20 protein-coding genes and 1 other RNA gene are annotated in these 20827 nt (G+C 46.4%); 9 read left to right on the top strand and 12 right to left on the bottom strand.

Going from position 1 to position 20827, the window contains the following annotated elements; translation table 11 throughout:
• Positions 1 to 20: 20 nt before the first annotated feature.
• From MA_RS03665 to MA_RS03650, 4 genes are read left to right on the top strand one after another with little or no spacing between them, the layout of a single operon-like run.
• Complete coding sequence (locus MA_RS03665) at positions 21 to 968, top strand: ABC transporter permease (RefSeq protein ID WP_011020745.1); 948 nt, start codon at positions 21 to 23, stop codon at positions 966 to 968.
• Positions 965 to 1936, top strand: coding sequence for an ABC transporter permease (locus tag MA_RS03660; RefSeq protein WP_011020744.1), 972 nt, complete (start codon positions 965 to 967; stop codon positions 1934 to 1936). The genes MA_RS03665 and MA_RS03660 overlap by 4 nt, the downstream gene beginning before the upstream one ends.
• Entirely contained in the window at positions 1933 to 2886 is a 954-nt protein-coding gene (locus MA_RS03655) for an ABC transporter ATP-binding protein (protein WP_011020743.1), read from the top strand. Before MA_RS03660 ends, MA_RS03655 begins: the two co-directional genes overlap by 4 nt.
• The gene (locus tag MA_RS03650; RefSeq protein WP_226990743.1) at positions 2877 to 3566 is read left to right on the top strand and encodes an ABC transporter ATP-binding protein; all 690 of its coding nucleotides are present in this window, start codon (positions 2877 to 2879) and stop codon (positions 3564 to 3566) included. Before MA_RS03655 ends, MA_RS03650 begins: the two co-directional genes overlap by 10 nt.
• Positions 3567 to 3657: 91 nt before the next feature.
• Here MA_RS03650 and MA_RS03645 read toward each other — a convergent pair whose 3' ends face one another.
• The 4 genes from MA_RS03645 to MA_RS03630 form a co-directional block, all read right to left on the bottom strand.
• Entirely contained in the window at positions 3658 to 4377 is a 720-nt protein-coding gene (locus MA_RS03645) for a dihydromethanopterin reductase (acceptor) (RefSeq protein ID WP_011020741.1), read from the bottom strand.
• Between the two features lie 147 nt (positions 4378 to 4524).
• On the bottom strand, positions 4525 to 5163 hold the full coding sequence (locus MA_RS03640) for a DUF447 domain-containing protein (protein ID WP_011020740.1): 639 nt from the start codon (positions 5161 to 5163) through the stop codon (positions 4525 to 4527).
• Positions 5160 to 6200 (bottom strand): triphosphoribosyl-dephospho-CoA synthase, encoded by a 1041-nt coding sequence (locus MA_RS03635; RefSeq protein ID WP_011020739.1) that lies wholly within the window; start codon positions 6198 to 6200, stop codon positions 5160 to 5162. Before MA_RS03635 ends, MA_RS03640 begins: the two co-directional genes overlap by 4 nt.
• Positions 6187 to 7326 carry a methanogenesis marker 9 domain-containing protein gene (locus MA_RS03630; protein WP_011020738.1) on the bottom strand — a complete coding sequence of 380 codons (1140 nt, stop codon included), beginning with the start codon at positions 7324 to 7326 and terminating at the stop codon, positions 6187 to 6189. The genes MA_RS03635 and MA_RS03630 overlap by 14 nt, the downstream gene beginning before the upstream one ends.
• 496 nt (positions 7327 to 7822) lie before the next feature.
• On the opposite strand from MA_RS03630, the gene rnpB reads away from it, so the two are divergent.
• An RNA gene (gene rnpB / locus MA_RS24895) (RNase P RNA component) lies at positions 7823 to 8184 on the top strand.
• Between the two features lie 19 nt (positions 8185 to 8203).
• On the opposite strand, the gene MA_RS03625 is transcribed toward rnpB, so the two are convergent.
• The 6 genes from MA_RS03625 to hdrE form a co-directional block, all read right to left on the bottom strand.
• Positions 8204 to 9373, bottom strand: coding sequence for a geranylgeranyl reductase family protein (locus tag MA_RS03625; protein ID WP_011020737.1), 1170 nt, complete (start codon positions 9371 to 9373; stop codon positions 8204 to 8206).
• 227 nt (positions 9374 to 9600) lie between these two features.
• Positions 9601 to 10725 (bottom strand): geranylgeranyl reductase family protein, encoded by a 1125-nt coding sequence (locus MA_RS03620; RefSeq protein ID WP_048064950.1) that lies wholly within the window; start codon positions 10723 to 10725, stop codon positions 9601 to 9603.
• A 175-nt stretch (positions 10726 to 10900) separates the two neighbouring features.
• The gene (locus MA_RS03615) at positions 10901 to 11533 is read right to left on the bottom strand and encodes a DUF116 domain-containing protein (RefSeq protein ID WP_011020735.1); all 633 of its coding nucleotides are present in this window, start codon (positions 11531 to 11533) and stop codon (positions 10901 to 10903) included.
• Positions 11526 to 12161: a DUF116 domain-containing protein gene (locus tag MA_RS03610; RefSeq protein WP_011020734.1), complete on the bottom strand. Its 636-nt coding sequence runs from the start codon at positions 12159 to 12161 to the stop codon at positions 11526 to 11528. The genes MA_RS03615 and MA_RS03610 overlap by 8 nt, the downstream gene beginning before the upstream one ends.
• 113 nt (positions 12162 to 12274) lie before the next feature.
• Positions 12275 to 13504 (bottom strand): dihydromethanophenazine:CoB--CoM heterodisulfide reductase subunit HdrD, encoded by a 1230-nt coding sequence (gene hdrD, locus MA_RS03605; protein WP_011020733.1) that lies wholly within the window; start codon positions 13502 to 13504, stop codon positions 12275 to 12277.
• A gap of 1 nt (position 13505) precedes the next feature.
• Positions 13506 to 14288 (bottom strand): dihydromethanophenazine:CoB--CoM heterodisulfide reductase subunit HdrE, encoded by a 783-nt coding sequence (gene hdrE / locus MA_RS03600; protein WP_048064949.1) that lies wholly within the window; start codon positions 14286 to 14288, stop codon positions 13506 to 13508.
• 256 nt (positions 14289 to 14544) lie between these two features.
• Here hdrE and MA_RS26490 point away from each other — a divergent pair, with 256 nt between their 5' ends.
• Complete coding sequence (locus MA_RS26490; RefSeq protein WP_157860094.1) at positions 14545 to 14721, top strand: hypothetical protein; 177 nt, start codon at positions 14545 to 14547, stop codon at positions 14719 to 14721.
• Between the two features lie 335 nt (positions 14722 to 15056).
• On the opposite strand, the gene MA_RS03595 is transcribed toward MA_RS26490, so the two are convergent.
• The gene (locus tag MA_RS03595) at positions 15057 to 15731 is read right to left on the bottom strand and encodes an NAD(P)/FAD-dependent oxidoreductase (RefSeq protein WP_048064948.1); all 675 of its coding nucleotides are present in this window, start codon (positions 15729 to 15731) and stop codon (positions 15057 to 15059) included.
• A 945-nt stretch (positions 15732 to 16676) separates the two neighbouring features.
• On the bottom strand, positions 16677 to 17060 hold the full coding sequence (locus MA_RS03590; RefSeq protein WP_011020729.1) for a ferritin-like domain-containing protein: 384 nt from the start codon (positions 17058 to 17060) through the stop codon (positions 16677 to 16679).
• 406 nt (positions 17061 to 17466) lie between these two features.
• Here MA_RS03590 and MA_RS03585 point away from each other — a divergent pair, with 406 nt between their 5' ends.
• The 3 genes from MA_RS03585 to MA_RS03575 all read left to right on the top strand — a co-directional run bounded on the left by MA_RS03585 (position 17467) and on the right by MA_RS03575 (position 20682).
• On the top strand, positions 17467 to 17664 hold the full coding sequence (locus tag MA_RS03585; protein ID WP_011020728.1) for a 4Fe-4S dicluster domain-containing protein: 198 nt from the start codon (positions 17467 to 17469) through the stop codon (positions 17662 to 17664).
• Between the two features lie 36 nt (positions 17665 to 17700).
• Positions 17701 to 18459 (top strand): RNA methyltransferase, encoded by a 759-nt coding sequence (locus MA_RS03580; protein WP_048064947.1) that lies wholly within the window; start codon positions 17701 to 17703, stop codon positions 18457 to 18459.
• Between the two features lie 117 nt (positions 18460 to 18576).
• Positions 18577 to 20682, top strand: a complete 2106-nt coding sequence (locus tag MA_RS03575) for a minichromosome maintenance protein MCM (RefSeq protein WP_011020726.1) — start codon at positions 18577 to 18579, stop codon at positions 20680 to 20682.
• Positions 20683 to 20827 lie beyond the last annotated feature (145 nt).

Here is a 20827-nt window from a genome sequence, read left to right as displayed (position 1 = left end):
AAAATGGGAAAATAATGACAATGCAAGGAATAACAAGAAAAGTAATCCGATATTCAGCTTCATTCATGCTCATAACCATCATCAATTTTACCCTCCCGAGGCTAATGCCCGGAGATCCGGTAAAAAACCTCATAGGAGAAGATGTTTATGTGTCTGAAGACGTGATGGAAGAGCTCAGGACAGAACTGGGACTGAACAGACCTCTCCATGAGCAGTTCACGTCTTTCCTTTTGGACCTCCTGCACCTTGACCTGGGATACTCCTACCACCTCCATGCTCCTGTTGCAGAGATCCTCCTGGACAGGATGGGCTGGACCCTGCTGTTTGTGGGGGTATCAGTGCTGATAGGAGCCCTCCTGGGAAGTCTGCTGGGGGCTCTTACAGGCTGGAAACCGGAAAGAAAGATGAGCCGTTTTACCGGTTTTGCTTTTGTCATGTTCTCCTGTACACCGCCTTATTTTCTTGCCCTTCTTTCTCTCTATCTCTTTTCTTTCAAGCTGGGGCTCTTTCCTTCGAAGGGATTCTATGATGCGCCGGAAATCGGAAGTGTAATGCATCATCTCTTTTTGCCTGTCTGCGTAATGTCAGTATTTTCAGCGTCCAGGAATTTTCTGGTCATGCGCGGAAGCGTGATCCAGGAAAAAAAGCAGCTCTATGCCCTGTATGCCAGAGCAAAGGGCCTGCACAATACCGGCATACTTTTCAGGCACGTCATAAAAAACGCTTCACTCCCTGTCATTACCCTCCTTGCCCTGGATTTCGGGTTTCTCTTCAGCGGGGCACTCTTCACAGAAATTATCTTCTCTTTAAACGGCATGGGAACCCTCATCTACGACGCAATAATGGGAAAAGATTATCCTCTGCTCCAGGGGGCTTTTCTGGTAATTGCCCTTACGGCCCTGTTTGCAAATATGCTTGCCGACCTGCTCTATGCCTTAATTGACCCCAGAGTCAGGAGGCCCGTATGAACCCTGAAGCTGCCCATATCGAAGGGACTTCCATCAAAGAAACCCGCGCTGACGGGCATTCCGAAAAACAGCTAATAAGTCCTGAAACTTCCGGTTTAAGCCTTTCAGGAGAAAGAGCATTCCGGAGTATCCAAAAACGGGAAGGGGTTCTCGGGAAATTCAATAGGGGAGGCATTTTTCTCCTTGCATTTTTCCTGTTTATGGCGCTGTTTCCTTCCCTTCTTGCCCCCTATGCTCCGGATGAGCGATTCATACCCTACGAAGAGCCTTCAGGAGAGCACTTCCTCGGGACAAACGACATAGGAAACGATATCCTCTCCGAACTTGTATACGGAGCCAGGATCTCAATGACCGTGGGCTTTGCTGCAGCCCTGATCTCAACCCTGATAGGGACCACCCTGGGCCTCTGTGCAGGCTACTTCAGGGGAGCTCTGGATGAGCTGCTGATGGGTTTTACCGATGTTGTCCTTATTATCCCGAAGATACCTCTTATCATAGTCCTGGGCGCGTTCCTGAGGCCGAGCATCTGGGTACTGATCCCTGTCCTGGGATTCCTTTCCTGGGAGTCAACTGCAAGGGTCACACGCTCGAAAACCCTGCAGCTAAGAGAGGCAGGCTACGTCAAGAGTGCTCAATGTATGGGTTTTTCCTCCAGCCATATCATGATATCGGATATTCTCCCAAACATCGTCCACGTCCTGCTGCCAAAGTTCATGCTAGCTACAGCTTCGGCAATGATTTCCGAAGCCTCCCTCTCTTTTCTGGGACTCAGCGACATAAGTATGAAAAGCTGGGGAAACATGCTTTCTTTTGCCTTTTTCCGGGGAGGTTTTATCAGGGACATGTGGTGGTGGTATTTGCCTCCCGGGATCTGCATCACCCTCTGCGTGATGGCTATCGCACTGATAGGATTCGGGCTTGAGACAGAGGAAGAGAAATACTCGGGAGAAGGAGCGGATGTGGCATGAAGCCGCACACCGTGAAAACATTGCTTGAAGTTAGGGATCTTGAGGTCTCTTTCCAGGGAATAAAAACCGTAACAGCTCTTTCAGGAGTCTCCTTTTCGATTGAAGAAAGCGAAACCCTGGCTCTTGTGGGAGAAACAGGCTGCGGAAAATCCGTGGTCGCACACGCAATTATGCGCCTCCTGCCCCCTGAATCCAGAGTAAAAGGAACTGTAGAATTCGGGGGAAAATCCCTCCTTGAACTGAGTGAAAAAGAGATGGCAAAGATAAGAGAGGAAGAAATTGCCATTATTTTCCAGAACCCCTCCCTGGCTCTTAACCCTGTATATTCCATAGGGCACCAGCTCGCAGAACCCCTGAGGGTACACCGGAAAGAAAAGAAAAAGGAAGCGTTTTTGAAGGCCGCGAAAGCCCTGAAAAATATGGGTTTTTCAAACGTCTCAGAGTGCATTCGCTATTACCCGTCATGGTGCTCGGGAGGGATGAACCAGCGTTTTTTGATTGCAGCTTCAATCATACTTAATCCTGCCCTCCTGATAGCAGATGAGCCCAGCAAAGGGCTTGATAGGAAATGCGTAACTGAGCTGGAGACCGAACTTACGAAATTGAAAAGGGAAAAGAAAACTGCCCTGCTCCTCATAAGCCATGACCTTGGCTTTGTGCGGAGGCTTGCCGACCGGATCGCCGTAATGTATGCAGGCGAAATTGTGGAGATTTCCGACCCCTCAAGCCTTTTTGAAAGCCCCATGCACCCCTACACCCGGGGGCTCCTGAACAGCCTGCCCGAAAAAGGCTTCGTTCCCATACCGGGCTTTTCCCCGCCTCTCAGCTCCCCTCCTTCAGGCTGCAAATTTCACCCGAGGTGCCCTTTCAGGGAAAAACGATGCAAAGAGAGCCATCCGGGACTTAAAGAGATAGGCAGGAGGGCTGTGAGGTGTTTTCTATGTCCCTGAGAGCAGCCAGTATCTCAAAAATTTACGGAGCTGGCCTGCTGGGTCCGGGAAAGTGTATTTTCCGGGAGATTTCCCTCGAAATAAGCCCGGGCAAAACATTCGGACTTATGGGTCCGTCGGGAGAAGGAAAAAGCACATTGGGAAGAGTCGTTGCCGGGCTTGAAAAGCCCACGAAAGGCACCATATATTATAAAGGCTCTCCTCTTACCGGGATGAAAAAAACAGAGTATACAGCCTTCCGCAGCAAAGTCCAGATAATGTTTCAGGACCCAACGGACGCTTTCAATCCCGGGAAAAAGATGGGACACTCGGTTTCTGAAGTCCTTGCTCTCCTCAGAGTCCCTAAAGTCAAATATGCCCCAAAGATAGAAGAGCTGCTTATAATCACAGGTCTCCCGGAAGAAGTGCTTTCCCGCTACCCATCCCAGCTCTCGGGAGGGCAGCTCCAGCGTCTTGCCCTCGGCAGGCTTCTCCTGCTCGACCCGGAATACATCATCCTTGACGAACCGACTTCTGCCCTGGATGTTTCAGTACAGGCCCAGATCCTCCACATGCTTAAAAAAGTGCAGGCTGAAAGAAAGATAGGTTACCTCCTTATCTCCCATGATGAAGCTGTGATTCGTTTTATGTCCGACAGCTACGGAGAGCTTGAAAAAGGGCACCTAAAGATAATTGGTTAACAGCAAGAGAAAAACAAAAGGTTTCACAGGTGGTTGCAGGAAAAAAGAAGAAAAGGAAAAAGAGAGAAGAAAATGGGCTGAAATCCTGGATTTAAAATAATTCCAGAATGGCTTCCGGGCTTTCAAGTACGGTGATTCCCTGCAGCCCTTTTACAATCTCAACATTGCGCATGTCCACGTCCCTGACAAGGACTTCAACAGGCCCGCCCTTGATGGCGTTATAAGGGCACAGTTCCTTGCAGATCCCGCAGCCTTTGCACTTCAGAAGTTCTATCTGGTCTGTGACACCGTTTTTCTCAGTGATTGCCCCGTGAGGGCAGTTTTCCCGCGGGGGGCAGGTTTCGCAGTGCCTGCACTGTTTCCGGTCAATGTTATAGGGCATTTCCGATATGATCGAGCCTTCGATGTCCACGGGCACAACATAAACAGGAACCTTTCCCTTAACAGCCTGGGCAACGGCATTGGTTACAAGGGAATCGGCAATTCCGTAGGCGATTTTCGAGACTGTGTTTGAGGTTGCTGGTGTAACGAAGAGAGCATCGTACCTGTCAAGCAGAAAGCGCCCGACCTTGGGGGAACTTGAACCCTGCTCGCTTTCCCGGAAGATCTCTTCAAGGTAGTCCCCTCCTGAGATTTTCACAAGTTTCTGCTCAAGCCCGTACATCCTGAGCACTTCTTCGGCTGCCCTGGAAATATACGTGTTTACGGAAAGTTCGGGGTCTCTTTGTTTAAGTTCTTTAAAGACCTGGTAACTGCGGTCCAGGAAATGCCCTGCTCCAGTAATACCCCATGCAATGCTCTTAAAACTCATGAAAAGAACTCATGCAGGAGGGAGATAATATAATTTTCTAAAAAAGGTAACCTGGGACAGGGAAAGGTAACTTAAAACAAAGTAACTGAGAATTGTAATAGAAAATTGAAACTAAAAAATCATAGCTGGTCTAAATTAGAAAGAAAATCAAATCCCCAGTACTTCATAAAGCAGTTTCATCGCCTTCTTTTCCTCATCGCTCCCGCATTTGGAAGCAAGGGTTTCATAGTGCCGGATCCATTCAAGGTATTTTTCTTCTCCTGTGAGCTGATAGCGGGTTGCATGGACCGTAGCCTCAAGCACGGCATTGAATCCCCTGTTGGGTACTGGAAGGTCTTTTCTGTGCTCTTCGTTAAAACCTGCCTCCACAGGCACAAGCTCGGCAATAAGAGCCTGGTCCGTGTTCTTTACATTAACGCATTCGAAAACAACCCAGGCAACGGCTTCTTTGAGAATTGGGAACTTAAGCCCGCCTGCAGGCACATATTCAAATTCGGAGAGCTCAAGATCGAAGAAGGTCGAGCGTACAAAGAGCAGGGGGTCATAAACAACGTTTGAAGCAAGATACCTCTCTTTAGCCACATTTGTCCAGGTGTGGCTGCCTTTGAAAAGCCGGACAAAAGGCTTTCCTCCCTTTGTGATGACACCTATGGGCGCAGCATTCGGGTTTTCAAAACCCGTGCTTACTATTACTTCCGAGATTCCTTCCCGGATCCCGAAAGAAGAAAGGTCGATAGCATGATATGACTTTTCAAATCCCCTGCAATCAGAAGAGAAATTCGTCAAAAGCGCAAGCCTCCGAGAAGAGCAATAAAAAGTCCTGCAATAATGATATCTGCCGTAGAACCCGGATTGATCCTTTTTTCCAGAAGCTCGGAGTCAAATTCCTGTACTGCAGGCAAGATGAAGGCAAAATCCCTTGACGTCTTCCCGGAAGCTTCCCAGCCCGAAAGAAGTTCGCCTGCTCTGGCAGAGACATAATCTGCAGTTGCGGGGTCAAATTTGGTCTGGATGAAGGTGTCCCTGTGCCTGGAGAGCATTTTCAGGAAAGTATACACCACAGCCTCGTTGATTCCTGTGCCGGAACAGGTGGAAACCGAGCCCCCCGTTAAAGCTTCGGCTTCACAGTTTCTTGCCTGCATGAACTCAAGGATGCTTTCTGCGCCCTCCAGGCAAAGCCCGAAACCTGATGTCCACTCGTTTGCGATCAGATCATATCCTCTGGAAATTTCCATAAGGTCGTAAAGGGTAATGTTCTGTTCCCTGAGATCGGCAGTTGCTTCGGGATCTTCAAGATCGAACTCGCCCACACTGTTTACCCTGACTCCTGCGTGCCCGAAAGCCCGGTAGAACTCAACTGCGTCTTCGCAGCTCGTTGCGCGGACAAAGGCGTGGGCTCGAGCAGCAAGGAATTCAAACTCTTCGACCTCAAGCCGGAAACCGGCTTTCCCGGGGGAAGGAGTTTCCCGGGAGATTTCGCCTGCAGCCATTGCCAGAGGAATCAGGAGCAAGAAAGCTCCGAAATGGGTATTTCCTCCCTTCTGCCAGACAGAGCTTTCGTAAACCGCTCTCCTGAGAAGTAGACCTATCCCGTCTCTACTCCTTGCAGCAAGTTCCAGAACAGGATAGACAGCAACCGAGGAAGCTACAAAATGCTCAAAACAGGTATCCGGGTAATTGTGTTCCCTATCAACATTTCCCGGTTTTGGGGAAGCTGAGACCTCGAGCAGCATGGCAAGCTGGGCACAGCGTGCAATCAGGCTCGGGGCCCCTTCGGCCCATTCAGGGATATGTGAGGAAAAAGCAGTGTCAACGTGATTCATTTACCGGAATCCTGGCATGGTCAAGGATGTATTTTGCCAGCTGCTCCTTAAGCTTCATGTACTCTGCATCGGAGAGGTCAAGTGTGTTCAGGACACCATCCCTGATCCAGCAGGGTTTTGTAATTTTACAGCACCAGACAAGGCTACCAAAACAGGTATCTTCTCCGTACTCCAGCATTGTGCCCCTGGCAAATTCCATCTTTGTCCGGGCAAATTCTTCTGCAGTATATCCCAGCTTTTTGAATTTCTCGTGCACAGGGCAGGGTTTTACCGGAAGGCAGCAGAAAGCCAGCGCCCTGAAGTCCCCTTCACTGCAAACGTGCTTGGGAGCATTGTACCAGCCTATCGATTTCTGATATGAAGTAACACTTTCTACCAGTTGTGAAATCAGCTCTGGGTTTTCCATAGCTCCTCTCGCAACCGAGACCATGTCGGCTCCCCGGGAAAACATATCCTTTGCCGTGGCGAAATCGGTAACCGAGTTGTTGCCTATAAGGAAAAGCCTCGTGGCATCCCTATAATTTACAATCGCATCAAGGTCGGCTCCGAAACCTTCGAGCATGGCATCCACATGGATAATATCAGCCCCGGCTTTATCAATAAGCCTGGCAAGTTCGATATCATTTATTACATTTGCCCTTACCTTTACGGAAAGCACGACTCCGGTTTCCTTTATTGCCTTTATCCAGGCAGAAAGCCTCGGAAGGTCCCGCAGAAGGGCTTCTCCTATGCCTGCCTCAAGCATTTCAGGCTGCTTGCAGTGGGCGTTTAATTCAAGAATTGCTCCTTCTTCTTTCACTATTTTTGCAGCTTCAATTAAGGGCTCAAGGGTGGTGCTTCTGACGTTTACCGCAACAACACTGCCCGAGTTTACGGCCCGGATTTCCTTTTTTATAAGCTCCATAGGTTCATCGGAGATGAACTCTTTTCTACCTCTGGCTACGAGCTTTGATGCAACTTCAATAGATCCTTCATCAAGGTTGAAGGCTCCGAGCACTACCAGCCCGGCATCACCTGCATACTGGTTGGCAAAAGCACCGTCGACAATTCCTGCCATTGGCGCCAGTGCTATGGGGTTTCTAAAACGGACATATCCAATATGCAAATCAAATAGACAATCATTCATGTTTTACCTCTAAAAATAAGCCTGGAAACTGAACACAAAAATGATAGTTATAGTCACATATTAAACTAACGAATCTTTTGTAGCTTAAGAGAATCTTCTTTCAATCTTCTTTCAAAGAATTTATGGGAATGGAAAATTCACTTTATTTTCTTGATTACAATACATATATATTAATATTTAGGCATATCCCCGGCACGTAAAAGTTATAAAGAGTACACGGAAGGAATGAGCCTGTTTATCCCGAGCCGAGAAAGAGTGATATCGCCGACCAGAAAAAAATCAGTCCAAAGACCCATGAAAATTACTGAAAAACTATTGAAAAACTACTGAAAAAATAAGGCATAAAATAAGTTAGAAGCCATTGAAAGCAATTGAAAACAATGTTTCATTCGTCTGCCTGGAAGCCCTCGCCGGTGAGGCTCCTTTTGCAGAGATGTTGTCCCATAAATATATATACCACCAAAAAATATATAGAGCCAGTTAATCAGCAAAATGCGAGAGAGGCTGGACGGTTGCCGGACCTACTGGTCTGAGGAAAGTCTCCCCACCGTTCCGGACACACGAACATCTGTAAAGGATGTCGGGCGAGAGCCCGGGCTCTGGCACAGAAACGATAACCATCCCCTGGAAATGCGATGATGTCATAAGCTGAGGTCACAGGGAGAGTGGATGAAACGGCGAATCCTCGTGGGTGCAAGTTGGAAATCGGGAAAGCACGAGCAGTCTGGACTCATCCCGGTTGTTTTTGGTAACGCTTAGCCGAATGCCGTCGATGCAAGAGTCCCCAGGGACCGTTCCTCCCACTGATGGGTGGCAGGAATATTTGCATGAACAGAAGGGAGCTTACGTGCCTCACTCGCATACAAACTCCATTATCTTACTGATTTTTCCCTGCCATGGACATAATTCTGGAAGCAGGTTCAGCCAGACTGAAATTGAGCAACAACCACCGGACGTAGTCTTTATGACTTCTATTTATTACAACTTCATCCAGATATTTGTCCAGAATTTCCTCCCTGCTGAGAGCGAGTTTGAAAGATGTCTCAGGGAAACGGTGCATGACCTTTTCCAGCTTAAGGGAACTTACAAGAAAATTCCCGAATTCCTGTCCGCATCTGGATTCGTATTCTTTAAGGTCGCTCAATTTCCGGTTATAAAGCACAAGATCCGCTACTATCTCGGCTGCAAGCTGCCCTGACCGAATGGCGTATGCAATACCTTCCCCTATGAAGGCGTCCACGAAACCTGCGGCATCTCCGCTCAGAAGAATTCTTGAACTCACGGTTTTTCGTTTTATTCCTCCCACGGGAATAATATGGGAACAGACCTGAAATTCCCCGGAAAAGTCATTTGCCTGTAAAAAATCCTGCATTACCTTTTTCGGATGTTTCAGATGTTCGGCTGTTCCCACAACTCCCACGGAATAGTACCCTGCATGAGGGAAAACCCAGCCATACCCTCCGGGTGCAACCCCGAAATGAATGTCTACCATACCGGGAAAACGATTTCTTATCACCTCGTCCTCTTCAGGGATTTCCGAAACAAGAGCAAGGTCATATTCTGTTCTTCGAGCTCTCTGCGGTCTTACTTTATATTTAAGTATACCTTCGGAACCTTCCGCAATGAGGACAAACTTTGCAAGGTAACTGTTCCGCGAAGTCCTGACTTCAACCCATTCTTCCCCTTCTTCACAGTCCAGGACCTTTTCTCCGCAGTGAACCTCAATTCCCGTCTCCCGGGCTTTATCAAGTAGAAGATTGTCAAAGGCCTTTCTGGAGACCAGTAGAGCTAACCTGTAATCTCTTTGCCTTTCAAGACAGAGCTCCCTGAAATGAACCCTTACCTTTGAAATATCCCTCTCAACTACGGACTCAGGAAGTTCGAAATCAAGGCAGGAAAGAGCATACGGAGATAGAGCCCCTCCGCAGGGCTTATACCTGGGAAAATTTTCTTTCTCGAGCAGAAGGGTTGAGATTCCAGCACTTCCAGCTACCCTTCCAGCAGAAGCTCCAGAAGGTCCTCCCCCTACTATAATCAGATCATACATTCTAAGGACCCCTATTTATGGATAAGAGGCTTGCCGTGAACAGACAGCCTCAAATGAATGATTTACCCCAAAAGTAAATTGATGCTCGAACAATAAAAAGGTAGAGGAAAAAAGAGAATCAAAGAAGACCGGCTAAAACCCCGGAGGGCCTTTGAAGATCCCGGCTTATTTTAGAAAGATACCGATTTTTTTAGACATGCCTTGCTTGTTTTAAAATATCTTTTTGATTACCTGAGTTTAAAGTTCAAGAGGGACCAGCGGAGGTAATCCTTATAATTAATCTTGGAATCCACAACATCAAGGTATTTATCAATCATTTTTTCATTTGATGTGAAGATCTTAAACGTCTTATCAGGGAAACGATGCATAATCCTTGAAAACATAAGGGAATACTTAAGATGGGGTCCGAACTCAGCCTGACAGAGGTACTCATACTTTTTTAGATCTTTTATTTTTCCATTACACTGGCAAATTCCGGCAATCACTTCAGCAGCAAACTGTCCCGAACTTATGGCATAGGCAAGCCCTTCACCTAAAAAAGCGTCTACAAATCCTGCAGCGTCCCCGCTCAGAAGGATCCTTGAACCCGTGACCCTTCTTTTAACCCCACCCAGAGGGATTTTGTGCCCTTTTAATTTGTAATCGCCGGTAAAACCGTTACATCTCAGAAACTCGAGCATGGTCTCCCTAGGGTGTGGGAGATCCTTAATGAGACCGCCGATTCCAACCGAATAATAAGTTCTGTGAGGGAAAAACCAGCCGTATCCGCCGCCTGCCACTCCGAAGCGCATATAAACGGTCTTGCCAATTCTTTTCTCCATTTCTTCTTCGCCTGCAGGGACTTCGGTAACCACACAGACTCCGCAATCTTCATCGCTATCAACAGGTCTTACAGAGGTCTTGAGCAGCCCGTTTGCCCCCTCAGCAATTATGGCAAACCTTGCCTGATAGGTCCCTTTTTCTGTTGTGACCTCCACACACTCAGGAGTTTCCATACATTGGGAAACCCTTTCTCCGGTGTGGACTTCAGCCCCGCTCTCCTTTGCTTTTTCAAGCAGGAGATTGTCAAATACATCTCTTGAGACCATCACGGAAAGGCAGTGGTCTTTGTGAACTTCAATTATATGCTCTCTAAAAGAGACTCTTGCCCCTGTTACCTCCCACTCGATAATATCCTGAGGCAGCTCGAAGTCAAGGTAAGAAATCGCATGTTTCGAAAGCCCTCCTCCACAGGGTTTGTACCTGGGGAATTCTTCCTTTTCAAGCAGCAGTGTATTGAGGCCAAGTTTTCCTGCCCTTCTTCCGGCCGAGGCTCCGGAAGGGCCGCCACCTATGATGATTACGTCATACATGAAAGTAGTACCTTCAAAAATGTCATGAAATAATCTGAACTTCACTTATATTCAATCAAGAGCTAATTTAAAGTGTCAATCTTAATTTAAAATTACGATTGGGTTAAGAAAAAGAGAAGAAGTGGGAAAAGAGTAAAAAGATGAGACAAATCGACAGAAAACATTGATATGTATTTCAAAGTGAGGGAAAACTTTTAAAATCTTCAAAAACCTCAAGCACTTTCTGGTAATCCACCACTGTCCCGAAACAACCATCGTTTTCCATGGGAATTCCATAAGTTGTCACTTTTTTTCCTTTGAGAGCCCGCATGACTTTGTTGATTTCATAATCACAGGCAATAAGAAGGACACCATCTGAAGCCTCCATTTTAAGGATATTTTTCACATATGAGGAGCCTGTGAGGATAAACACCTTATACCCGTATTTCTCAGCATCCTTTTTTAACTGGGTAAAGACGCATTTTCCGCAGGACTTGCACTGGATTCCGGTCTGTGTGGAATGGGCAGGACAGTCGAGGCTGCGCATACAATGAGGGGCAAGGACAATCCTTTTCTTTGTTTTCGCAAAAGCAGACTTATGAGCCCGGTTTTTTAGAGACGCCATCCACTTGTCCAGAACGCGAGTATCCGAAAACTTGAGAAAAATCTGTCTCAGAGGCAGATAAAAGAAGTCAAGAACATCCGCAAAAAAACCTGCAAGATAGACGCTGCGTGTAAGGCTCCACCGGCTGACAAGCAGCGCCATACCTGAAAGGATGAAGGATGCCAGCATTGAGATAAAAAGAGCCTGCCCGATAATGTTATACATTGCACATCTCCATTTTTTGGATTATTTCCTCAACATTTGCTTCCGTATTGAAGCAACCATCCTTGAGGAGAAGAACCCCCTGAACAGGGACAAATGAAACAGCCTGCATGTTCTCCGAAAGCTCATTATAACAGGCAACCCCCAAACAGGCTTCAGGCCTGTATTCTTTGAAAATCTTCTTAACAAAACTCCCCCCCGGAACTACGAAAACTTTAAAATTGCACCTGTCAGCAGCGTCACAGAGTTTTGCGATATCGCAAAGCCCACACCGCTTGCACTCATAACCATAAACAGGGTCGCACCTTGCCTTACAACTGGGATGGCGCAGACACTGCGGGAGAAGCAACATTCTTCTCCCTTTTATATTAAGGAAATCATCATACATAACAGCATTCCGGACATCAATCAGAATATCATCAACAAGGGTGCCCCTTATCCGGAAAACTCTGCAGATCCATTTTGCAGGAGAATAGAAAAGATACAATGTGAATAATACGAAGTCCGGAAAAATGATTCTGTGCTTTTTAAACGAATAAGCCCCTATCAAAAGGGCGAGCCCGGTGCCCAAAAGGGCCAGGAACAGCATAAGGACGAAGATTTTTCCTAGAAATTCGTAGGGGATCTGCATATGAAAGGGGAAGAAAGTATCGGTATTTAAGCCTTACTATAAGACAGTAAAATACGGGATAGAAAAAAAGAGAAATGAAGAAAGCTGGAAAACAGCTTTCACTCTTTTTTGGGTTACTCTACGCTGAGCCCGAGCGCCTGGGCGACCAGTACGATAACGTCTTCAACTTCAATATCGGCTTTGAGAGAGTCACGACCATCCATAAGGTTCCTCTTACAGAAGGGACATGCGCTTGAGAGGACATCGGCGTTAGTATCGAGGGCGTCCTTAACACGAGACTCTGCAACTGAAAGGGCAAGATCGGGGATACCTGCCTTTACACCGCCACCTGCTCCACAGCAGCGCTGGAATTCCTTAACCCTGTCCATCTCGACAAACTTGACACCGGGAATATGAGAAAGCACATATCTCGGAGGCTCAAAGACCCCAACATGGCGGCCCAGGTGGCATGGGTCGTGATAGGTGACTGTTTTATCCAGAGATTTTTCCCATTTGATTTTGTCTTTTTTGATCAGGTCTTCAAGGAACTCGGTAATGTGGACTACTTCAAAGGGCAGTTCTTCTCCTAAGAGCCTTGGCCAGTCGACTTTGGAGGCACGGAAGCAGCCCGCACATGCGTAGAGAACCTTTGTGGCTCCCTTTGCCTTAATGGCTTCCACATTGTGCTTTGCAAGCTCCTTTGCTACGTCATTGACATGGACCTGGCCTGTCCTGATAAGGGCAGAACCACAGCACCATTCATCTTCCCCGAGCATGGTAAACTCGATGCCCAGCTTATTAAGCACACGGGAAGTTGCAAAGGCCAGAGCAAGCTGCTTGTACCCTGCAGTACAGCCTGTGAAGTAGACGATGTTTGCCTTGTCGGCAATCTTTACGTCCGGAGGCACCCAGGCAAGCCTGTCTTTCTGGTCAAGCAGGTAGGGGTTGTGGTATTGTCCTATAAGTTTTGGGAACATTCCCTGCTTTCCAAAGGGACCGATTCCTTTCTTAACAAGGTTTGTCCTCAGGGATTCCCAGAGTTCAACGGTGTTGATACCGGATTCACAGACAGTTGCACAGATACCACAGGTGGTACAGCCGTGAACATCGTCTTTGAATTCTTCAAGTTCGGACTGGGGGATTTCCGTAGGGCCGAAAAGTTTTGCTTTAAGCCCGTAGGATTTGTTCATGTACTGCCTCCAGCGTAGAATTTTGTCCCTGGGTGCTAACCCGGGCTTCTGACCGGAAGCTGCATAAGTTGGACACCATTTTACACATTCACCGCAGCGGGTGCATGAGTCTAGCTCCATGAGCTGGACTGCTGTAAGGTTTTTGGTGTCAATTGATGGAGTTTTTTTTGCCATTTTATTCTCCTCCCTTGTTTGCAAGGATTGCAAGCGGGGTGGCGATTACGTGTATGTACTTGCTGTACGGGATGTATGCGATACAGAAGAACAGGGAAATCACAGAGTGGAAGAGAGCTGCCGGTGGTGCTGTGGTAGGATCAAGTCCAAAGCCCCAGATAATTCCGGTCCTGATACCATCGGCGACAAAACCGGAAATAGTGACCAAAAAGACTCCTCCGATAAGGATCCAGTCATACATGATGGAAGCTTCCCTTACATCCGAGACAACGATTCTCCTGACTAATGCAATGAGGACTCCGATAAGCAGGATGTATCCAAAGATATAGTTCGGGATGGAAAGGAACTCCCTAAATTCAGCGGGGGTAAACGGGAGTTCGATTCCGAACTTTTCAGTCATTTCGACTGCAAACATAAGCCCGGAAAGGGCAAACAGAGTCATCCAGCCTGCAAAAATCGTGAAGTGCATGAACCAGCGAAGAGGGCTTCTCTTAAGGATTCTTCTCTGGAACAAAATGTCGAGGATCAGAACCTCCAGGATAGGCTTTCCGTGTCCGTGGTGGGATTCCTCTACTACCTGTCCCCACCAGGTCTTTAAAAACCTGATCGCGCTTCCCTTACTTCCTGCCTGAGGTTCAAGGGCATAGCCTGTCACCCCTGCTCCCCATTTCTGGAAGTTAAGGATCATACCGTATAAGAAAACCACAATGGCTATTGTGCTAAGTATCATTATCTGGACAAACGTCAGTCGGAGTGCATCCGTGAGCCCAGAGAAGTATGCCATCTCACTGCTAATAATTTATTCCTCCTATATATGGGTAAAAACTGAGAACTGATACTGCTAAAGAAGTATCGCTAATGTCATAGAATATCAATAACAGTAAAGACAGAACAGGAACCGTAGCAACTGTCTGTATAAGGTTTGAATAGTCTGTTAGTCTTTGTATCTATTATATTTAAACATTATCTTTATCATACAATCCATCGAAAAGCTCGCAAGAGGCGCGAAAACAGGGGAAAAATTTAAGAAGTCCAACAGGGTGAGAAAAAGAAAATTCGGAAGAGAGACGGAAAATTATAATAAATGGATTATAAAGTCCCATTCTGAAATTCTTCCTGCTGAAAATGGGAAAAAAGGACTTCAGAGAGAAAGAAAATTGCTGAAAATGGGAAAAGGACTTCAGAGAGAAAGAAAATTGCTGAAAAAGAAAAAATGACTCGAAAAAAACTGAAAACTAGATTGAAAAACCGAAGCAAATAGAATCGAAAAAATATGAGAAAAGGAACATCCAGATGAGATTCCCATAGATGCCTGAAAGTCCCTTTTGCTCTGAAAAATCCAGTATTCTTTCTGCTTAACTCTTATTAAGGAATGAATCAAATATAATGTCAAGGAATTTTGTTGCCGAGAATGGTTATCGGGGAAAGTGTAACGATCGATCAATTCCCAAGCTGAAATTTATAAGTTATATTTTCGTCATTCCTAAGTTGGATAGAGAACTGCTTACAGCCTGAGCTCTTCACAGACTGAGCTCTTTACAAACTGATCTCGTTACAGCCCGATCTCTTCTTTGAATTTCTCAATCCCGATCTCGTCTATAACTTTTCCAAGCCTTTTCGGTTTCCCATAACCTTTGTAAAAATTAATTATCTTTTCAACAAGATCCAGCACCTGCTCCTCGGAAAGATCCTTTGCCACCAGATCCCCAAGCCTCGGACTCGGCCCTGCGCTTCCTCCAACAGTCAGGTTATAGCCTTTTGCTGTCCCCATGATACCCAGGTCCTTTATGCTCGTTTCGGAACAGGAATTCGGACAACCTGAAACAGCCATTTTGAATTTGGAGGGAAGCTGCATTCCGTGGTATTTTTTGTCAAGCTTCAGGCCAAGTCCGACTGAATCCTGTTTTCCCCTCTTACAAAACGTAGTCCCTGGGCAGATTTTTATACTCCGGACACAGAGCCCGATGGCAGCTCCCGGACTCATGCCCAGTTCACCCCAGGCTGCATCCAGGTTTTCTTCCTTGAGACCTACAATCGCAATTCTCTGGGCTGAGGTAACTTTCAGAGCCGCAGCTCCATACTTTTCTGCAATGTCTGCAATCTTTCTGAGGGTCTCCGGATATACGATCCCTCCGGGAATGTGGGGAGCAATTGCATAGGTTTCTCCATCTCTTTGCAGGATTGCAGCCTTCTCAGGAAGGTCGCCTTTAACATATTCTTTTGTCATATTTTTACACACTCCAAGTAAATAGTTCCAAATTTGTTTCAGGATCTAATTATCGCTTAGCCTGAGCCCGATGTCCAGACATCAGAGCAAAAACTAAGATTGATGAACAGTAAAGTTCCCGAACAATAGCTTTGCCCCGTGCAAAAACAGATATGTAAACCTGTTTTAGCCGTAAACCTGTTTTAGCCCCAGGAAATTAGACCCCTTCCATAACCAAAGAACCTCGATAATCCGGCACCCTTCCGGATTAAAGAGATTTTAAACTTCTGGACCCGTAAAAGGGGACCAGACCAGATAATATATTGCTCGAAACAATATAAATTCTATGTGCCACAAAGACCTGTTTAAGAGAGTGAATTAAATTTCCGGAGCAAATGCGCGGCTGGTTTCGGATTAATCGGTTGCGGTTGACTTCGAAAACCTCATTTAAATTCACGAAAAATAAAAACGTCTCCGCCAGCTTGTCTGGCGGCCCTGCAAAAAAGAAGAAAAAGCAAAAAAAGATTTATTGGTTCCACAGGTCACTTAAGTTAATTTCTTACAAGCGCCACCAGTCGTTTTTACTTGACGGCTTTTATTTCCGTTCTAGTTCATCTCTCCGCTCTCTTTTGTCTTTTGGGAAAAACGCTCTCCTGCGTCTCTTTATTTTACTATCGTTTTTAAGTTCATCCGCTTGAGCGAAGCTCCCAACTTTACTATAAAGTAGTCTGCTTGAGCAAAGCGAGGACCGCGTACTCCCGAGGCGCAATTCGGGCTGCAGAGCCGCAACTCTACCAGGACAAAAATGACAAAATACAGCGAATAAGGTTGTCTGGGTAAGAAATATCTAGAATTTAGTCCTTTTTTAGTCCTCTTGAGCGGAGCAAAGCGTAGCGAAAAGGACAGCGCACTGCAGAGCCGCAACTCTGCTGGGAAAGAACGGATCAGTAGATCCGTTAATAGTTTTTACTGCTGCTTTTTTATCCTTTCCAGAAAACCCCTGAGCCCTGCTTTGTGTCTTGCTTCGTCAAGGGATGCCCTCTCGAAGAAAAGAGCGGCTCTGGTATTGCCTTCTTTCCGTGCAAGTTCTGCAGCTTCGGCTTTTTCGACCTCGGCTTTGCTTTCCCCTTCAAGCATCATTTCAAGGTTTTCAATTGTTGTGCCTTTCACAAGCCCCAGAATTTCAGCCACTTCTGTAGCATGCCAGGCTTCATCCATTGCAATCTGACGGAGGTAGACTGCAACATCTGCAAACCCTTCCTGTTCAGCAACCTTGGACATTGCCAGGTACCATCCAACTTCGGTGGTCTCTCCTCTAAAGGTATCTTTCAGAATCTTTTCAAGATCCATTTAATCACCATTTATCCTTAAAATAGCCTTATTTATAAATTAAACGCATGAAAGGCTTTTGAATCCAAGATTTCTTCCCATTTAGAGAGGATATAACTCATCGGGAGCATTTTATCCCTGAAAATTCCGGAAACGTTAATCCTTGAATATTATCCTTCCCCTTATAAACCTGAAAAGCCTGATACCGGAATTCAGGGAAATTAATCGAAGAAAAGGGCAGAAAAAAATGGGCAAAAGAGATGAAAAGGAGATATGAGCAAGATAAATAAACAGGAGATATAAACAGGGGTTCTGTGAATACTTAAAGACTAAAAAGATTCCAACTGGCAAAGAATAAAAATAAAAAGAGAATTATAAATGAAAAATCCAGTGTGATAAACTATATAATAAATGGAAAATAGCCAGTATGAAAATCTATATTGATGAAAAGAAATGCACAGGCTGTGGAAAATGCAAAGCTGCTTGTCCGAAAGGGCCGAGGATTTACTCCATAGAAGAAAAAGACGGGAGAAAGGTCTGTGTCTTGAAAGACCCCTCCTACTGTCTGGGCTGCAGAATGTGTGTTACTGTCTGTACGGAAGATGCAATCACCCTTGAAAACTGATTTTAAGTAATAAAAAAGTATTAAGGATTGAGAATTTTGTCACTTGAGATTCGCGTAGTGCTTGTAGAACCCATGTATCAGGGAAATGTGGGGTCGGTTGCAAGAGCAATGAAAAACTTCGGATATTCGGACCTGGTTCTGGTAAATCCCTGTGAGCTTGAAGGACAGGCAAGAGCAATGGCTTCCCACGCAAGGGACGTTCTCGAAGGGGCAAGAATTACCTCAACCCTTGAAGAAGCCGTTCGAGGGGCAGACCTGCTCGTTGGGACAACAGGAGCCTCAAGCCTGAAGACAGGGGAACATATCCGTCTTCCCCTTTATCCGGCAAGGGAATTCAAAGAAAAAATCAAAGAATACAGCGGCACTATTGCAGTCCTCTTCGGGCGTGAAGACAACGGCTTTAACAATGACGAACTTAAAAGTTTTGACATGCTCATCACGGTTCCGACCTCCGAGATCTACCCGATTATGAACCTATCTCATGCGGTTTCAATTGTGCTGTACGAGCTTTCGGAACTTGAGGGAGGAAACAACCCGCTTGCAGAAGGCTTTGACCTGCAGCTCCTGTACGGGCACCTGGACGAACTGCTTGAAGAAATAGACTACCCGGCACATAAAAAAGACAAGACTTCCCTGATGCTGAGGAGGATATTAGGAAGGGCCGGGCTGACTCCGAGAGAGGTCCAGACCCTGAGGGGGATAATCCGGAAAACAGAGAGAAAAATGGGATTTGCAACGGAAGCCGAAAACCTGCAAAAAGTCGAAGATTCGGAAAGCACAGAAAAGTTCATATGATAATACACCCGTTTTACATCAAAATCTATTGTACGTTTTTTAACTCTTTTTGGGGTCACTTTTAACCGGATCACAAATGAAAATTTTACATAAAACCCAAATATTTTTGAGAGCGCCATGACCGAAACAGAAAGCAAGTGGGGCGAGAAGCTAAAAAAGTTCTTTAAAGACTACTACTGGAATGAAATCCTCCAGCTTGCAAACGAATATCCTGACCAGCGAAGCCTTGAGGTGGATTTCACCGATATGGAAAAGTTTGACAGGGAGCTTTCGAAAGAGTTGCTTGAGCACCCCGGAGAACTCATATTTGCAGCCGAAGCCGCCCTGAAAGAAATTGACCTGCCTGTAGAAAAGAGCCTTGAGCAGGCGCATGTAAGAGTCATTAAAATCCCTAACAGGATCCCTATAAGGGAACTGAGAAGCAAACACCTCTCCCGCTTTGTTGCAATCGAAGGCATGATCAGGAAAGCTACGGAGGTCAGGCCAAGGATTACAGAAGCCGCTTTCCAATGCTTAAGGTGCGGACACCTTACCCTTGTCGAGCAGAACAGCTTCAAATTCGAAGAGCCCTATGCAGGCTGTGAAGGAGACAATTGCGGAAAAAAAGGGCCTTTTAAGGTTTCAATCGAAGATTCCACCTTTATAGATGCTCAGAAACTCCAGATTCAGGAGTCCCCGGAAAACCTGAAAGGAGGGTCGCAGCCGCAGAGTCTGGAAGTGGATACCGAAGACGATCTCACAGGAAATATCACTCCCGGAGACCGCGTCATCATTAACGGGATCCTGAAGTCAAGGCAGCGAGCCCTTAAAGACGGAAAATCCACCTTTTACGACCTGGTGCTGGAAGCAAATTCCATCGAACGCCTGGACAAAGATTTTGACGAACTTGAAATAACTCCCGAAGACGAGGAACAGATCCTTGAGCTTTCCCGCGACCCGGCAATCTATGAAAAAATTATAGGGTCCATTGCCCCCTCGATCTACGGATACGAAGATATTAAAGAAGCCCTTGCCCTCCAGCTCTTTTCAGGGGTTGTGAAAAACCTTCCTGACGGAGCGAGAATCAGAGGCGATATCCATATGATGCTTGTAGGCGACCCCGGTATTGCAAAAAGTCAGCTGCTGCGTTATGTGGTTAAGCTTTCCCCAAGAGGGGTCTTTGCTTCAGGGCGAAGTGCATCTGCAAGTGGTTTGACCGCGGCTGCCGTTAAGGACGACATGAATGATGGCAGGTGGACTATAGAAGGCGGGGCCCTTGTGATGGCTGACATGGGGATTGCTGCAGTTGACGAAATGGACAAGATGAAAACCGAGGACAAGAGTGCCCTGCACGAAGCAATGGAACAGCAGACAATAAGCGTAGCCAAAGCCGGGATCATTGCAACCCTGAAGTCTCGCTGTGCCCTCCTGGGAGCTGCAAACCCCAAGTATGGCCGTTTTGATAGGTATGAAGGACTTGCAGAGCAGATCAGCATGCCTCCGGCACTGCTTTCCCGTTTCGACCTTATCTTCGTTTTGCTCGATACCCCGAACCATGCCCTGGACAGCAGGATTGCAAACCATATCCTGCAGTCGCATTATGCGGGAGAACTCTCCGAACAGCGACTGAAGCTTCCGGGCTCCAAGGTCACGGAAGATTTTGTTGATGCGGAATTGGAAGTAATCGAGCCTGTAATCCAGGCAGAAATTATGCGGAAGTATGTTGCATATGCACGGAAAAATGTGTACCCTGTAATGGAAGAAGATGCAAGGCAGCACCTTATCGATTTCTATACGGGCCTCAGGAAAAGCGGAGAAGGCAAGAATACGCCCGTACCCGTGACTGCAAGGCAGCTTGAGGCGCTTGTTCGCCTCTCGGAAGCCAGTGCAAGAATACGCCTGAGCAATGTTGTCACTCTGGAAGATGCAAAACGGACTATAAGAATTACCATGAACTGCCTTAAAAACGTGGGTGTTGATCCGGAAACCGGAGCCCTCGATGCAGACATCCTTGCTTCGGGCACAAGCATGAGCCAGAGAAATAAAATAAAGCTCCTTAAGGACATAATAAAAAAGGTTTGTGAGCGACATACAGGCGCCAAAGCCCCTCTCGAAGAAGTTTACGCAGAGGCGGAAAACGAGCACGGGATCGATAGAGGACATGCCGAGGAGTATATAAAGAAAATGAAGCAGAGAGGAGACATTCTTTCTCCAGACCAGAACCATATCAGGCTCATTAATTGATTCAAAAAACGGCGGATATTACAAACCTGAGAGAAGTTCCAGAATACCAGAAATTCCCGCAGGCGGGAGCGTCTACCCATAAACAAAATAATGATGGTTAAGCTGTAAATACTAAAAGGGCGAAATAGTATTTAAAAAGGGTAAA

This window comes from Methanosarcina acetivorans C2A (genome assembly GCF_000007345.1).
GTDB lineage: Archaea > Halobacteriota > Methanosarcinia > Methanosarcinales > Methanosarcinaceae > Methanosarcina > Methanosarcina acetivorans.
Note: the sequence above shows the minus strand (reverse complement) of the source record. Positions and strands in the feature narration are given on the sequence as shown.